We start from the raw sequence: 15,503 nt of genomic DNA, 5'->3' as shown, positions 1-15,503 counted from the left end.
GTGGAGGGTCATGAGAGTTTCCGGAGGGTGAGGGCCTCGGGGACGTCGGCCGGGAGGACGGCGAGTTGTGCGGGGCGGATGCCGCGGTACACCGTGAGGTGGCGGCCGATGTCGAGCTTGGGTGAGTCCAACGCCGGGTTGAGCGCGGCGAGTTCGGCGATGCCGAGGCCGTACCGCTGGGCGACCGTGGTCAGCGTGTCGCCGCGGAGGATCCGGTGCCGGATCTGCTCGAAGTGGGCCGGCAGTGCCGGGAGGCAGGCGTTGGCCGTGGTCAATCCGGCGGCCAGCTGGGCCAGTTGGATCGGGGTGACGTCGCCGGGTACGTCCGCGAAGACGTGCACGTCCGTGTAGTCCACGCCCTCGACGCCCTGGATCGTCGCGATCGCCTCGCTCAGGTACGCGGGCCGCCCGAGCGTCCGCGCGGCGAAGCCGAACCGGGCCGCCAGCGCCGCCCGGACGGCGGGTTCCACGAGCTCCCACGCGTGGTCGGGCAGCACCTTGACGCCCGCGTCCAGAATGATCAGCCGCAGCTCCCGCGCGGCCACCCGGACCGGGACGCCGATGTCCCCGAAGTCCACCAGCGAGCGTTCGAGCGTGGTGAACAGGTCGGACAGCGGGTCGACCGGCGCGTCGCCGACCGCCGCGACGGTCACGTGCACCACCTCCCGGGTGCCGTCGAACAGCTTGGCGGCGCTCGCCTTGCCGATGCCCGCCCGGGCCCGGGTGAAGTCCTCGTAGTCCTGGACGGACACCAGCCGGTCGAGCGCCCGCAGCCGCAGCGGGATGACGGTGCGCGCGTCGTCGGGGCCGTCGCCGTCGGCGCCGCCGGTGGCGGGCAGCGGGTTGGTGACGGCGCTGACTCCGAGCGGGCGGGCGGCGAGCTGGTTGACCTTGCCGGCGGGGAGGTTGCCGGAGGCGCCCGCGCCGGTGCGGTAGCGGGCGGTGACGTTCTGCGTGCCGGTGGGGAGCCGGGCGCCGTGCACGCCGTCGCCGAACGCGACGGTGGCGCCGCGCAGTTCGTTGGCGTGGTCGTTGGGGCCGTTGAGCGCGAGGGCCGGGGTCTCGTGCCAGGCGACGCCGTTGACGCGGGGGGTGAGGGAGTTCTGCGCGCCGAGGGGGTTGTCGGCGGCGGTCCAGGTGAGCGGGGTGGAGTCGGAGACGAAGTGCAGCGGGAACGCCTGGCCCGGCACGCTCGCGTCGCCGCTGCCGAGGACGTCGTCGCGGGTCTCGCCCTGGGTGGCGGCGACGACGTTGCCGAAGACCGTGACGCTGGACCGGCGGTAGGTGTAGGCGAGGTCGTTGGCCAGCAGGAGGCGGGTCTGCGGGCCCTGGCCGCGCTGGAGCACCGGCTCGCCGTCGACCGTCCGGTCCAGCCGCTGGCCGACGCCGGCGATCATGGCGAGTTCGGCGGCCTGCACGCCGCTGGTGTGCGGGACGTCGGTGCGTTCGCCGGAGACGACGATCCAGCGGCCGGGCTTGAGGCCGTCGTAGCACTGGGCGAGGTCGATCGCGGCGGCGCCGACGTCGTCGGGGATCGGCGGGCCGACGGGGGTGAGCGGCTCGCCCTGGGCCCACAGCGGGGTGCCCCTGGCGAGCTTCGACGCCTCGACCGGGGTGTCGAACTCCAGCATGGTGACGGTGACTTCGCCGATCTTCCTGCCGCTCGGGTCGGTCACGTCGAGCTGGGCGGGCAGGACGCGGTCGGGGAAGAGGACGAGCGTGTCCGTGCCGTCGCCGGTGCCGACGAGGACCGGGCGCCCGGGGAGGACCGTGTCGTGGACGGAGTCGAGGAGGACCTGGTCGACGCGGTTGTCGGAGGCGGGCGTCTTCCGCCGGGCCAGCGCGACGGCGGCGCGGACCCGCAGGACCACGAGCCCGGCGAGCGGCGGCGGGTCGGCGATCCGCTCGCGCCGCCACGCGTCGTACAGCCCGCTGAGCCGGGGGTCGGCGGCGGCGAGCAGCCGCAGGTGGGCGTCCGCGTCGGGCCGGAACAGCTGCCGGACGGACGTGTCCAGGGCGCGTGCCGACGTCGGCGGGCGGGACGGCGGGCGGCGCAGGGCCGGCAGGACGGGCGTCAACGCGACCAGCCCGACGGCCTGGTAGGGGTCGGGGCAGTCGTCGCCCCCGTCCGTGAGGTCGGCTTCGCAGCTCACCGGGCAGACCAGCGAGCGGGCGAGCGAGCGCAGTCCGGTGAGCTCGGGGTCCGTCCGGCGGGCCAGTCGGGCGGCGAGGACGAGCAGGGCGGCGCCGTCGCTCCGGACGGTGGCGACGGCACTCGGGGTGGTGGTGGAGTCGGACCCGAGCCAGTCGGCGAGGGCGCAGCTCGCGCCGCGGGCGGCCAATGCCACGGCCTCTGTGAGCCGTTGGAGCTCGGGGGCGACCTCGAACAGGGCGCCGGCCGGGGTGAGCGTGGGCAGGAGCAGGGCCGCCAGCGGGGTGAGGATGTCGCTGGCGATGCGTGCCGCCACCGGGTCGGTGCGGGTCACGGCGTCCCCGGTGGCGGTGCGCACGGCGTCGGCGAGGGCGGCGACGGCGGCGGTGAACGCGCCGAGCGGTGTGGTGGTGGAGACGAGCGTGACCTGGGTCCGTCCGGCGGTGAAGTCGACGGCGGACTCGGCGACCGTCCGGGCGTGAACGTCGGCGGCGAGGCCGGTCGGGGCGAACGTGAACAGCAGCCGGTCCCCCTTGCGGAGGTTGGCGGTCGTCCCGTCCACGGCGAAGGTGACGAGCGCCGAGTCGATGTTCTCGCGCGTGATGTCCGGCGGGTCGGCGAGGCGGACGGCCAGGGTGTTCCACTCGGCGCGGGCGACGAGGTCCTCGCTCGTCTCGAAGGTCTGCGGCAGCTGCCCGGCCGCCGCCTGGCTCTTCACCCCGGACCCGGCCGGGACGAGGGTGTGCGCCCCCGGGTCGAGCGTGTACGCGAGGTGGGTGCTCGACCCGAGCGGCGGGCGGGGGCGGTGGCCGGCGAGCAGGCCGAGGTGGTCGAGGGACTCCGGCTCGGTGGCGGTGCGCAGGTAGCCCTCGTCGGCGATGCGCTCCTGGTAGAAGGTGAGCACCTCGCCGACCACCGCCCAGCAGTCGAGCAGGGCGATCGCGGGGTCGTCCGGTTCGCGGGTGGTGAGCGGGTCGAGGGCGCGGCGGCTGGAGAGCCGGGCGAGCATGGACGCGCGGAAGGTCGCGTAGGTGCCCGCGCGGTAGGCGAGCGCAGGCTGCCCGGGCGGGTTGAAGACGGGCGTCGGCGTGACGGCCTCCACGCCTGTACAGCAGGTGCCGCCCGTGCAGCAGGTGTCGGCGCAGGAGCCGGACGTACAGGTCATCGGCCGCCCTCCAAGTCGAGTGCGAGCCGGCCGTGTTCGGGCCGGGACGGGTCGTTGTCGAGCTGCGCGACCTCCAGCGGACCGATCGGCAGCACCCCGCTGGTGAGCGCGTCGCCGCGGTCGGCCGGATCGGCGAACAGGCGGTGCAGGCGGGTGACTTCGGCGTGCTGCACGCCGGGGACGGCCGCCGCCGCTGCCACCAGCCGGCTGACCCGGACGGGGTCGCCGAAGACGAGCGCGTCCGGGGCGAAGAGCGCGGCGAAGGCGGCCAGCAGCCCGGCGCGGACGTGCCCGGCGACGTGGCCGGGCTCGACCCGCACGTGGAGCGCGACGTCGAGCGGAACGAGCGTCGCGGTGAACTCCGCGAGGTCGTGGCCGATCCGGCGGTAGCGGAACAGCGCCGCCCGGACGGCGTCGAGCAGCGCGCCGGGGGCCGTCTCGGTGCCGAAGGCCTCGACGGCCACCTGCGCCTCGTACCAGCTGCCCGTCCAGCGGAGGTCCGCCGCCGCCCGGCGGACGCCCGGGACGGCGGCGGCCAGCGCCGCGTAGTCGTCGGCGGTGATCGCGCGCAGGAGCCGGGTGGTCGGCACGACCGGCGCGAGGCGGCGGACGTCGTCGACGGGCTCGGGATCGACGCCGCCGGCGGCGGGCAGCGGGTTGCGGACTGCGCGGATGCCGTGCTGGTGGGTGGCGCGGAGGACGATCCGGCTGATCGCCTCGGGGCCGACGTTGCCGGGTGTGCCGTTGCCGACGCGGTAGCGGGCGGTGCACTGCGCGCCGGGGGCATCGGCGAGGGGGAACGCCGCGCCGTTCAGGCCGTCGCCGAAGCGCAGCCGCAGGACGCCGTCGTCGTCCGTCTCGCCGACGAAGTCGCGGTCCGCCGGGCCGCTGTCCAGCAGGTCGCGGCGGGGGTGCCAGTCCTGGCCGTCCTGGTCGGTGAGGCAGACGGCGGGCAGCGCGGCGCGGGGGTCGGGGGCGGTGGCGAGCGCGGCCGGGCCGCGGAACGCGGGGTCGTCCTCGCGGAGGTGCGCGGCCTCGTCCTCGCCCCAGCTCTGCCCGAGCTCCCAGCCCTCGGCGTCGTGCCGGAGCACCTGGCCGGCCCTCGCCCGGCGGACGAGCTCGCGCAGGCGGGCGAGCTTGGCCGCGAGGAGGTCGTCGAAGCGGGCGAGCAGGGTGCGCAGCGCCTCGCGCGGGTGGTCGTCGGCACCGAGGCGCTGGAGGACGGCCTCGCCGAACAGCACGACCAGGTAGGCGCGTTCGGCCGGAGTGAGCGTGCCGTCGTGCGGGGACAGGCGGTGCCAGATGGCGGTGAGGCGCTGCCCGGCGCGGTCGGGCAGGCCGAGGAGGCGCGCGGCCTGGGCGGCGGCGATGACGGGGTCGGTGGGGAAGGGGGCGCTCTGCGTCACGGGGAGCAGGCGCAGCGCGGGGGAGAAGCGGACGGGCAGCGGCGGGTAGGCCGGCCGGCCGACGGTGTCGTCTGCGCAGCACGAAGGACAACCGGGTTCCTGCGCCGGCGCGACCGGCACGTCGATCGGCTCCGCCGGCTGGTGGCACCAGTCGATGCTCGCGCCGTGCTCGACGAGCACGGTGTTGCCGCGCGCGACGCCGACCTCCAGGTCCGTGCAGTCGGGGCCGCCGCGCGCGCTGACGCAGAGCGGGAAGGCCAGCGCGTCCTCGTGGGCCCAGGTGACGTTCAGGAGGGGCTGGTCGTAGAGCCGGTCGAGGTCCTCGGTGACGGAGACGAGGCGGACGGCCTGGCGGTGGGTGCGGTCGGCGTCGGCGGGGGCGCCCGTCCTGGCGCCGAGGACCTCCTCGAAGACCAGGACGTCGCCGGGGCGCAGGCACAGGGCCCGGCGGTCCGGTGAACCGTCGGCGAGGGAGGCCGAGGTGGCACCGGCCGGGAGGCAGCACTCGGCGTCGCCCCACGTCCACACGTGGATCAGGTTGTGGGCGGGGCGCAGCGGCACGGGTTCGGCGTGGACGGGTTCGAAGACCTGGTACGGCGGCAGGTGGCGGCGCTGCTGGAGGTCGGTGGCGAGCAGGGCGGGGCCGAGCTCGGGCAGGACGGTGGGGGCGAGCGTGAGGAAGCGGAAGTCCCCGGCGGGCAGGGTGAGTTCCTCGCCGGTCTCCAGGCAGACCCAGGCGCGGGCGGCGCAGCCGTCGTGCATGGCGTAGTCGACGAGCCGGGCGTGGCGGCGCACGGAGACGCGGTGGCGGGCGGTGTCGAGGTAGGCCTCGGTGGCGGCGGCGTCCTGGCGGTAGCCGAGGCGGTCGGCCTCGTAGGCGAGGAGTTCGACGAGGGTGATGGCGAGGTCGGGGACGTGCCGCTCGGTCCAGGCGGGCATGGTCAACGAGAGCCGGTCGAGCAGGAGTTGGCGGAAGCTCGCGTAGTCCTTGGCGAGGTAGTCGATCTCGGGCGCGGGCGGGGGCGCGGGCGTGCAGGTGTCGGCGGGGGCGCAGTCGAGCGTCGCGCACTCGGGCCGGAAGGTGAACGCGGCGCTCGCGTACCGGGAGTCGAATCCGGGGTACGGGTCGGTGCTCGGCCGCCCGTGCGGGTCGGCGCGGACGACGCTCAGGCGGTAGGCGGAGAGATCGCCGGGCCGGTCGACGGAGAGGACCAGCCGGTCGGCCAACTCCCGTTCCGCGTCGGCCTCCCGGCGCACCGCCGTGACGGTGATGCCGGTGATCCGCTCGCCGCCGTCGATGCGGAAGTTGGCGGGAGTGAGGCCCGCGGGCGCCTTGCCGAAGAGGACGACGACGAGGGCGTCGTCGAGGACGTCCACGCTGTCGATGCCGTTGAGGTCGGAGGTGCGCAGCTTGGCGCGCCGCCGCTCGTCCGAACACGTCACCGTGCCACGCTCCCTTCGAGGACGTCGGTGCGGACCTCGCCGGTGGCGATGAGCAGGTAGCGCAGCTCGATGCGCAGGGTGCTCTCCTCGGCCGTCACCCGGAGCGAGTCGACGACGATGACGTCGCCGAGCCAGCGGTGCAGGGCACCCTCGGCGGAGACCTGGAGGGCGGCGGCGAGTTCGACGCTGTCGGGCTCGAAGACGAGGTCGAGCAGGCCGCAGCCGAAGTCGGGGCGGTTGACGCGCTCGCCGGGGGTGGTGAACAGGAGTTGCTCGATCATGTCGCGCACGTGGTCCGGGTAGGCGGCCTCGGCGGTGCGGCCGCGGCCGTCGATGCGGAAGGGGAAGGCCGGGTCCATGGCTCACAGCCCCGTGACGAGGGTCTGCATCGCAAGGACCAGCGGAGGAGCGGGAGTCGGCGACCCGATGCACACCCCGCCGCCGGGCACGGGCGGCGGGGTCGGCGGCGGCGCCTGCACCAGCAGTGGCGCGCCGTTGACGAGCACGGAGGACACGTTCGCCCACTGCACGGTCGCGCACGGCGGCGTCACGGCGCAGCCCGCGATCACGAGCCGGCCGGCGCTGGTCGCGACCGGCATCCCCTGGACCAGCGCCCCGGGCGGCCCGGCGGGCAGGATGGTCACGGTGCCGCCGTGCGGGCAGGTCATGGTCGCTCCGGTGTGGAGGGCGAGGCCGGGCATGTGGTCCCCCAAGCGCTATTGCGGTACGACGAGCGTGCCGTTGTTGATGATCACGGAGGTGCCGGCGAGGCGGATGCTCGCGAGGCCGGGCCCGCAGGAGAGTTCGATCCCGGCCTCGCTGAGCTTGATGTACGGCCCTGCGGCGCCGTGCAGTTGGAGCCGGATGCCGCCGGTGGGCTCGGTGGCGTCGGTGAGCAGCACGTAGGAGCCGCCCGGGGTGCTGAGCACGACCTGCGGCACCTCGGGCGGCACGAGCGCGGCGACCGGCGGCTGCTCGATCGTCCCGCCGCGCCAGAACCCGGTCCACACGGCCCGGTTGACGTCGCCGTCCTCGAACTTGACCCACACGCCGGACTGCACGGCCGGCACGACGTGCATCCCGGCGGTCGCGTACTGCGGGACGGCCCAGATGCACGGGTCGTTGCCCAGGACGTCGTCGACCCGGACCATGACGCGGTTCTTCTGCAGCGGGTCGAAGTTGGAGACGACGACGCCGCGGTAGAGGTCGCGGAAGTCGGGCTGCTGGTTGGCGCTGGGCGCGGTCACGGGGCCACCCGGTCGGTGAAGGGGACGAAGCCGTCCCGGGCGAGGGTGAAGCTCTGGGTGTACTCGCCGCGCTTGATGTCGTGGGTGACGCTGCCGACGTAGTACAGGCCGTCGTACGCGGGGCCCGCGCCGCGCACGCCGACGAGGCCGCGCGCGGCGAGCACGCGGCCGTAGCGCAGGACGTCGAGCTTGCCCTGTCCGGACACGGCGTCGGCGGCCTGGGACGTGACGCTGACGGCGCGCAGCATCGCGTCGGTGAGCGAGCGGTCGGTGACCTTGACGAGCGGTTCCTCGCGCAGGGCGACGGCCGGGCGGGCGGCGAGCGGCGGCTTGAGGAGGCTGAGGCTGGGGATCGGCACCGAGATGCCGATCTTGGTGGTGGGTTCGGTGATGCGGACGGTGTACTGCGTGCGCGCGAGCCCGTCGAAGGAGAAGGACAGGTGCTCGACGTTGTCCGCCGCACCGGAGTTGACGGTCAGCGCGGGCTGCGGCACGCCGATGCGCACCTCCGGGCCCCAGTAGGCGATGCTCGTGCCGGGCGCCGGCCCCGGCACGAGGTAGAAGGTGTACCCGACCTCCTGGCCGAGGCTGCGCAGGTACGCGAGGTCGGTGGACGACTGGACGGGGATCTGGTCGAGCGGGTTCGGGACGGTGGGGACGATCGGCGGGACGGCGACCGGAACGACCCCGTACAGCGCGTACTTGAGCAGGACGAGCGTGGCGCGGACGTTGTGCGGCATGGCCGGGTAGCAGGCGTGCTCGGTGCGCAGGTCCATGAGGAGGGTGAGGTCCTCGCCGGTGACGGTGAGCGTGCCGGTGCCGGGCGCGTCGCCGGGGTTGAGCTCGTGCCGGGTGATCACGCCGTCCATCAGCACCTCGGTGGAACCGGCGACGATCGCGGCGATCACCACCCGGGCGGGCGGGTCGAGCAGGCCGGCCGGCAGCAGCGTCCGGGTGATGACGGACTTCTTGCTGACGGCGAAGGTGAGCTGGAAGCCGCTGCGGGCCCCGGCGCTCGACGTCACCTGCACGGACTGCAGCGCGTCCATGAGCGGCTGCGGCGCGGGCGCGGTGACGATGTCGCCGATCCGGAGCAGGAGTTGGACGCTCCTAGCCATGGAGCGCTCCGGGGACGAGCAGTGAGGCGGCGCCCGGTCCCGGCACGGCGGGCAGTGTCACGCGCAACCGCCGCCCGGTGACGGCGAGTTCGTCCGGGTCGTCGGCCCGGTTGGCGTCCGCGAGCTGCCAGGCGAGCTCGGCGTCGCCCAGTTCGGCGAAGGCGATCCGGTCCGCCCGCTCGCCCGCGGCGACGACGTGTTCGCGCAGGAGGGTGAGGTCCTCCGGGTGCGGCAGGAAGCGCCGCCGGACGTACGTCACCGTCCGCCCGTCCGGCAGGCGGTGGGTGGCGGTCGGCAGGGCGCGGTAGCGGCTGGTGAGGGCGAACACGGCTGTCTCCTCGTGGGGTCGGTCGGACGCGTGGGGTCGGTCGGACGCGCGGGATCGTCAGACGCGCGGCGTGCCGACGTCGGAGACCGGATTGCGGACGGACTGCGCGAAGCCCTCCTTGCGGCCCTGGTAGGTCAGGTAGAGCACCCCGCCGTGGTGCTGGTGGCCGAGGTCGTCCACGGTGAGCACCCGCACGCCGATCCCGACCTTCGCCCGCACCGGGTTGAGCGCCTGGTCGAAGAACTCCTCGGTGACGGTGAACTCGGTGATCCGCACCGGCACCACCCGCTTGGGACCGAGCACCAGGACCAGCAGCGGCGACTCCATCGGCGCCACCTCGATCTGCCCGGCCCGCGCGAGGGCGTCCTCGTGGCGCAGCTGCTCGACCGTCGGGTACATGCTCAACTCCAGGGCGGAGAGCACCGGGTGGAGCCCGTCCGGGTACTTCTCCGGGGCGTCGGCGGCGTCGAACTCGGCGTCGAACCGGAACTGCTCGTGCGCCGGCCCCTTGAGCCGCAGCACCTCCAGCCGGTCGCCGGGCTCGCTGCCGATGCCCTGCGGGGTGAGCGTGCGGGTGAGCGTGTCCGGGTTGTACTGGAACGGGATCGTGCGCTGCACCGTGCCGCGGTCGGGGTCGACCAGCACGAACCCGCCGCGCACCGGGTTGAACGCCTCGGGGAACGCGGTCACGGGGACACCTCCTTCGGGCTTCTCGGTACGCTCATCAGAAGGAGATCCCCGCTTCCACGCCGATCCGGAACCAGCGCACCGGGTCGGGGTCCCCGAGGCGGGTCCCGGCGCCGAGGTCCAGGCCGAAGTCGGCGGCCTTGCCGCCGTCGAAGCGGCCGCTCTGGTAGCCGGCCCGCAGCCCACCGCCGACGAAGGGCAGGGTCCGGCGGGCGTCCGGGCTGCCGAACTCGCCGGCCGCGCCCACCTCCCCGTAGCCGCCGAGCTGGAGCCCGCCGGCGGCCGGGCGGTTGCGGTAGCCGATCCCGAAGCGGGCGCCGGCGAGGAAGGCCGAGGCGCTGCGGTAGTCCAGCGCGCCCAGGACGGAGGCGTGCGCGCCGAGGAAGAACTGCCACTCCCGGGTGCGGTCGAGCTCCAGCCCGAGGTCGGCGCCGACGGTGGCGCCCAGCGCGCCGCGGCCGTAGGAGGCGTACCCGACGCTGCCGGAGAGGCGGATCTCGGGCACGATCGGACGGGTGCGCGCGTGCAGGACCGGGCGGCACTGCGGCTGGCCGAGCTGGGTGAACACGCTGCGCAGGAAGACCGGGACGAACGAGAAGTGCCGTTCGTGGAGGAGGACGAAGCTCCCGTAGTCGAACTGGCTCGCGGTCAGCGGGAAGTCGTCGCGGATGCGCTCGTCGCCCTTCTGGAGCGGGTGGTCCCTGCGCAGCCGCGCGTTCGTCTCGCGGTACTCGTCCGGGTGGCCGAGCACCATGTGGGTGGCCTCGTGGGCGTAGGTCAGCCGGTCCGCGCTGCCCGCGAAGAACAGGGCCGTGCCGGTGGCCTGGGACACGTAGGAGCGGCCGCGCAGGCCGCTCACGGCCACGGTGTAGTCGGGCGTGCCGCCGGTGGCCTTGGTCACCTCGACGACGATCGGGATCGGCGGGCCCGCGCAGATCCCGGTGCCGCCCTCCGTCTCCACCTCGTACCAGCCGTTGAGCGCGGTGTTGACGGTGTCGAGGTATTGGGCGGCGACGCGGTCGACGAGCTTCGGGTCGACGGAGGCCGGGGCGCTCTGGCCGGGGTCGACGAGTGCGCCGGCCGCGGTGATCTCGGCGGGCGTCGCGCCCCGGAAGGCGATCGCGAGCGGCAGTGTCAGGCGGCGGGTGAGCGCGTCGTAGCGGACCTGCGCGTGGCCGGTGTCCATGACCGGCACGCCGGCCGAGGGGTTGGCCCGGGCCCGGTCGGCGTCGCCCTGGTTCCGGTACTGGACGCGGTCCACCCGGCCGTCGAAGACGAACCCGTGGCTGGTGAGGCTGCCGGGCGCGACGGTGTCCACGATGACCGACGTCCCGGTGGGGGCGCGCCGGACGACCCGGGCGGCCGGGGCGGGCGCGAGTGCGGCCGAGTGCCCGGCCGTGACGCGCTCCGCCGTGCGCTCGGCCTCGTGCTCGGCCGGGTCGTCGACGGTGCCGACGGCGAGCGGCGCGGCGGCCAGGGCCGGGCCGGCGGTGCTCTGTTGCACGACGTGCGCCAGCTCGTGGGCGAGCAGCCGCCGCCCCTCGGCGGTGCCCGGTGCGTAGCGGCCGGCGCCGAACACGATGTCCTGCCCGACGGTGTAGGCGCGGGCGCCGACGGCCCGGGCGGACGCGCCGGCGGCGGCGTCGGCGTGGACGCGCACCTGGCTGAAGTCCCGCCCGAAGCGCGGCTCCAGCACGGCGCGGGCCCCCGGGTCGAGCGGGACGCCGGGCGTGTCGAGGACGTCGTGGACGGCCTGCGGCGCGTGCGTGGGCCCGGTGCCGGTGCCGGTGCCGGTGGCGGTGGCGGTGGCGGTGGCGGTGGTGGCGCGGCGCAGCCGGGTCTCGTCGGACTCGTGGGCGCAGCGCCTGAGGACGGGCGTGCGGTCGGCGGGTTCGGCGACTTCGCGGGCGGTCACGGCTGCCTCCCCGGGGCGGGCAGGCGGTCGGCGAAGTGCTGGTACAGGTGGGGGCGCAGGCGCTGGAAGGTCTCCGGGTCGGTGAGGTAGAGGGCGAAGGACTCCGCGTAGAACTCGCGCCAGTTGCGGTCGGCGTAGGTGGTGATCCGGGTGTCGCCGTCCTGGGCGGCGGCGGTGCGGAAGGCGGCGGCCTCGCCCGTGGGGAGGGCGTCGGTGAGGGTGTTCGTCCCGGTGCGCAGGTCGCGGACGAAGCGGGCGCCGGACCCGCCGCGCGCCGTGCCGACGGCGGCCCGGGCGTCGTCGTCGGCGTGCCGGACCCGGTCCCAGGCGGCGGTCTGGCCGGGCGGGATGGAGAACTGTCCGCCGCGCCGGGGCCGCCCGTTCTGCTGGAGGAAGGTGTTGCGCGCCGTGGTGGCCTGGGCGGCGGCGGTCTGCGCGGTGCGCAGGGCCGCCCAGTCGTACGCGTGCCCGAGCTCGTGCGCGATCAGCCGCTGGAAGCCGCTCCCCGGCTGGTCCGGGCCCTGGAAGGCGCGCAGGGAGCCGGCCCGTCCCTGGAAGGCGCTGTCGGCGACGGACACGGTGTGGTCCGCGAGCGAGTACTCGGCGTCGTGTCCCGAGGACAGGGAGGCCACGCGGATGAACGTGATCTGCTCGATCCGGCCGAGGACGCCGTCGGGGACGGCGGCCAGCGCGCCGAGGAGCTGGGCGTACTCGCCGTCGGTCCAGGCGGTGCCGCGGACGAACCGGTGCCGGGTGAACAACTCGTTGTCACCCGGCCGCGGTTGGCCCTGGTCGCGCTCCGGCCCGAGGGTCGCGAGGTGCTCCACCAGCACCTCGCGCCGGACGGGCGGGCCGGGGTGCTCGACCTCGGTGAACCGGTACGTGCCCCGGCCGCCGCCCTGGGCGGTGAGGTCGAGGCGCAGCGTGGTGCTCCGGTTCGGCGCGAGGAGCGGCGGGGCGTCGGTGACGAGGTAGCGGGCCAGGTTGGCGAGGCCCGTCCGCTGTCCGGCGGGGATGGTGGGTGCGAGCGTCACGGTGGTGTCCGGCGGCAGCGGGCGGACGGGCGGGTTGGGGCCGAAGACCGTGGCGATCCCCGCGAGTGTCACGTCGTCGGTGGTGACGCGGATCCGGGCCCGTTCGGCGGCGGGCAGGGTGTCCAGGAGGACGTTCCGCTGCGGGTCGAGGCGGGTCTCGGGCCAGCCCCAGGCGTGGATGAGCCGCTGGTGTCGGAGGTAGAGCGCGTCGGTGGTCGTGCCGGGGGAGGCGGCGGCCGCCGCGGTGAGCAGGGTGCGGACGGCGTCGGCGTAGGCCCTGCGGAGGGTGCCGCTGCGCGTCGGGTCGCCGCCCAGCACCGCGGTGATCGCGGTCGAGGCGTCGTCGCGGATCCGCAGGAAGTCCTTCAGCCGGCCGGGGACGGCGGCGGGCTGGACCCGCACCAGCGGCCCACCGCCGGGGCCCGGCGGGCCGGAGAGGCCGTAGTACTCGGCGGCGCCGCGCAGGAACCGGGTCGCCTCGTCGACGAAGAGCCCCCGGTCGGTCTCCGGCGGGGCGACCGGCTGCCCGGCGGGCTGGCGGGCGAGCCGGGGGCCGGTGGTGCGCTGCTCGACGACGTGGCCGAGTTCGTGGGCGAGGAGCCGGTCGCCGTGCTCGGTGCCCGGGGCGAAGCCGCCGTCGGCGAACACGACGTCGTGGCCGACGGTGAACGCCTGAGCGTCGGCCCCGCGGGCCGCCCGGTCGGCGTCGGCGCCGGTGTGGACACGGACCTCGCTGAAGTCCTGGCCGAGGGCGGCGCCCATCCGCTCGGCGGTGGGCGCGGGCAGGGGCGCGCCGGCGTTCTCGGCCTTCCCGCAGGCCCGGTCGGCCGGACGGTGGACGTGTTCAGCGCCCATCGCGCACCGCCCGGAAGACGGATCCGGCGAGCTCGCGTCCGGTCGACTCGGCGCCGCCGACGGTCACCTCGGGACCGTGCAGCACGCCGGCCCGGGCGGGGCGCCACGTCGCCGCCGGGGCGGAGGAGAGGAGGCGGGCGAGCTCGGTGCGCAGGGCGGCGGCGATCGCCTCCGTGGCGCCGCGCGAGCCGTCCGGGCCGTCCAGACCGTCCAAGTCGTCCAGGCCGTCCAGGCCGTCGAGAACAAGGTGGTCGATGTGCAGCTCGATCGTCACGGCCGCTCTCCTTCCCAGGCGAAGTCCCGTTCGGTCATGGGCAGTTCGAGCTTCTCGAACTCGCTGCGGGCGGCCGACAGGACGTGCGGCATGGTGATCGGCGTGCCCGCGGCGGCGGCCAGGAAGGCGGCGTTGACGGCGATGTTGCGGATCATGCCGCCGCTCGCCTGGAGCCGGGCGAGCCGGTCGAGGTCGAGACCGCCCCGCGGGGCCGGGTCCGGGAACGCCTTCGCCCAGATCGCCTGGCGCTGCTCGGGGCCGGGGAACTCGAACTCGACGACGAACCGCAGCCGCCGCAGGAACGCGCCGTCCAGCGCCGAGCGGAGGTTGGTGGCCAGCACGGCGAGGCCCCGGTAGGCCTCCATGCGCTGGAGCAGGTAGTTGACCTCGATGTTGGCGTAGCGGTCGTGCGCGTCCCGCACCTCGCTGCGCTTGCCGAACAGCGCGTCCGCCTCGTCGAAGAACAGGATCGCGCCGCCGTCCTCGGCCGCGTCGAACAGGCGGCGCAGGTTCTTCTCCGTCTCCCCGACGTACTTGCTGACGACGGCGGACAGGTCGATCCGGTACAGGTCGAGGCGCAGGTGGTGGGCGAGCACCTCGGCGGCCATCGTCTTGCCGGAGCCGCTCGGGCCGGCGAACAGCGCGGCCACGCCGAGGCCCCGGGTGATGCGCTCCCCGAAGCCCCAGGTCTCGTAGATCGTGGTGCGGTGCGCCACCTGGTCGGCGATCCGCTCCAGCGCGCGCCGGCCGGCCTCGGGCAGCACGATGTCGTCCCAGGTGACCTTGGGTTCGAGGCGCTGGGCGAGGGAGTCCAGGCGGGGCCGGGTGCGGATCCGGCAGGCCCGCCAGGCGGCCGCCGGGTCCCCGTCGGCGACGGCGGCGGCCGCGCGGATGGCGGGCAGCTCCAGCCCGAACTGCGCGGCGAGCGCGTCCGTTTCGGGCACCGGGCCGTAGAAGTCCCGCCAGGCGCGGGCCCGTTCGGCCGGGGTCGGCGGCGCGACGTCGAGGAGCAGTGCCTCGCCGTCCGGGTCGGGGCGGCCCTCGCGGGCGGCGAGCAGACGGGCGCCGCCGGCCCGGGCGAGGAAGCGTTCGGGCAGCGGGTCCGCGGGGTCGGTGTCCTCGGCGTCGAGGTAGAGCGCGAGCGGCAGGAGGGCGGCCTCGCGGCGCCAGAGCCGGGCGAAGTGGTCGAGTGCGGCGGGTTCGGCGGGCAGCAGCGCGGCGGGCAGGCGGCAGACGAGCAGTCCGCTCTCGGCGGCGGCGCGGGCGGCGACGAGCCGCTTGCCGGGGGCGTCGGCGCCGACGAGCTGGACGACGGGTGCGCCGGGCCGCCGCCAGGTGCGGGCGATCTCGTCGGCGACGGCCTGCTGGGAGGGCGGCAGGTCGGCGGGGGAGCCGGGGCGGAAGCGCTCGACGAGCGGGGTGAGGCGGTCGTCGAGGTCGTTCAGGCCCTTGAGGTGGTTGACGACCCGCTCGTCCGCGCGCAGGACGCTGCCGACCAGGCTCTGTCCGGGCGGGCGGGCGATCTCGACCAACTGCCAGTAGCGCAGGCCGCCTTGCGGGGAGACGACGTCCCACGCGGGGTCGGGGAGGACGGCGAGGGCGAGGCCGAAGGTGGGGTGGGTGAGGCGTTCGTCGCCCTGGGCGAGGGCGTAGAGGCGGGTGATGGAGGGGTCCAGTTCGACGGCCGCGCACAGGAACAGGGTGTCGCGCTCGAAGCGGGTGAGGCCGAGGCGGCCGGCGAGTTCGGCGAGGGGTGGGGTGGCGACGGCCTCGGCGTCGCTGATCTTCATTGCGGCCGACGAGAGTTGACGGTCGGTCACTTTCGTCACGGCCGGAGTGGCCGCGGCGCGGCGGAACCCCCGGGTGCGCGGGGGTTCCG

The 15,503-nt window shown here is 75.4% G+C and carries 12 protein-coding genes; all 12 read right to left on the bottom strand.

Features of this window, described 5'->3' with window-relative positions; translation table 11 throughout:
• Positions 1-8: 8 nt before the first annotated feature.
• Genes ACFV4G_RS16690 through ACFV4G_RS16635 form a run of 12 tightly spaced genes read right to left on the bottom strand, consistent with a single transcriptional unit; the run spans position 9 to position 15,414 of the window.
• Positions 9-3,317 carry a putative baseplate assembly protein gene (locus ACFV4G_RS16690; protein WP_380440838.1) on the bottom strand — a complete coding sequence of 1,103 codons (3,309 nt, stop codon included), beginning with the start codon at positions 3,315-3,317 and terminating at the stop codon, positions 9-11.
• Positions 3,314-6,166 (bottom strand): putative baseplate assembly protein, encoded by a 2,853-nt coding sequence (locus ACFV4G_RS16685; protein ID WP_380440836.1) that lies wholly within the window; start codon positions 6,164-6,166, stop codon positions 3,314-3,316. Before ACFV4G_RS16685 ends, ACFV4G_RS16690 begins: the two co-directional genes overlap by 4 nt.
• Positions 6,163-6,525 (bottom strand): GPW/gp25 family protein, encoded by a 363-nt coding sequence (locus ACFV4G_RS16680; protein WP_380440834.1) that lies wholly within the window; start codon positions 6,523-6,525, stop codon positions 6,163-6,165. The genes ACFV4G_RS16685 and ACFV4G_RS16680 overlap by 4 nt, the downstream gene beginning before the upstream one ends.
• Before the next feature lie 3 nt (positions 6,526-6,528).
• Complete coding sequence (locus ACFV4G_RS16675) at positions 6,529-6,879, bottom strand: hypothetical protein (RefSeq protein ID WP_380440832.1); 351 nt, start codon at positions 6,877-6,879, stop codon at positions 6,529-6,531.
• A gap of 3 nt (positions 6,880-6,882) precedes the next feature.
• Positions 6,883-7,413, bottom strand: coding sequence for a phage baseplate assembly protein V (locus ACFV4G_RS16670; protein ID WP_380440830.1), 531 nt, complete (start codon positions 7,411-7,413; stop codon positions 6,883-6,885).
• Positions 7,410-8,531 (bottom strand): hypothetical protein, encoded by a 1,122-nt coding sequence (locus tag ACFV4G_RS16665; RefSeq protein ID WP_380440828.1) that lies wholly within the window; start codon positions 8,529-8,531, stop codon positions 7,410-7,412. The genes ACFV4G_RS16670 and ACFV4G_RS16665 overlap by 4 nt, the downstream gene beginning before the upstream one ends.
• On the bottom strand, positions 8,524-8,859 hold the full coding sequence (locus ACFV4G_RS16660) for a LysM domain-containing protein (protein ID WP_380440826.1): 336 nt from the start codon (positions 8,857-8,859) through the stop codon (positions 8,524-8,526). Before ACFV4G_RS16660 ends, ACFV4G_RS16665 begins: the two co-directional genes overlap by 8 nt.
• 57 nt (positions 8,860-8,916) lie before the next feature.
• Positions 8,917-9,549, bottom strand: coding sequence for a hypothetical protein (locus tag ACFV4G_RS16655; protein ID WP_380440824.1), 633 nt, complete (start codon positions 9,547-9,549; stop codon positions 8,917-8,919).
• A 34-nt stretch (positions 9,550-9,583) separates the two neighbouring features.
• Positions 9,584-11,461: a DUF4157 domain-containing protein gene (locus ACFV4G_RS16650; protein WP_380440822.1), complete on the bottom strand. Its 1,878-nt coding sequence runs from the start codon at positions 11,459-11,461 to the stop codon at positions 9,584-9,586.
• The gene (locus tag ACFV4G_RS16645) at positions 11,458-13,350 is read right to left on the bottom strand and encodes a DUF4157 domain-containing protein (RefSeq protein WP_380440820.1); all 1,893 of its coding nucleotides are present in this window, start codon (positions 13,348-13,350) and stop codon (positions 11,458-11,460) included. Before ACFV4G_RS16645 ends, ACFV4G_RS16650 begins: the two co-directional genes overlap by 4 nt.
• Positions 13,340-13,624, bottom strand: a complete 285-nt coding sequence (locus ACFV4G_RS16640) for a hypothetical protein (RefSeq protein WP_380440818.1) — start codon at positions 13,622-13,624, stop codon at positions 13,340-13,342. Before ACFV4G_RS16640 ends, ACFV4G_RS16645 begins: the two co-directional genes overlap by 11 nt.
• The gene (locus tag ACFV4G_RS16635; protein WP_380440816.1) at positions 13,621-15,414 is read right to left on the bottom strand and encodes an ATP-binding protein; all 1,794 of its coding nucleotides are present in this window, start codon (positions 15,412-15,414) and stop codon (positions 13,621-13,623) included. The genes ACFV4G_RS16640 and ACFV4G_RS16635 overlap by 4 nt, the downstream gene beginning before the upstream one ends.
• Positions 15,415-15,503: the final 89 nt, after the last annotated feature.

This window comes from Kitasatospora sp. NPDC059747, assembly GCF_042732955.1.
Lineage (GTDB): Bacteria > Actinomycetota > Actinomycetes > Streptomycetales > Streptomycetaceae > Kitasatospora.
This window is presented reverse-complemented; position numbering and strand designations above follow the sequence as displayed.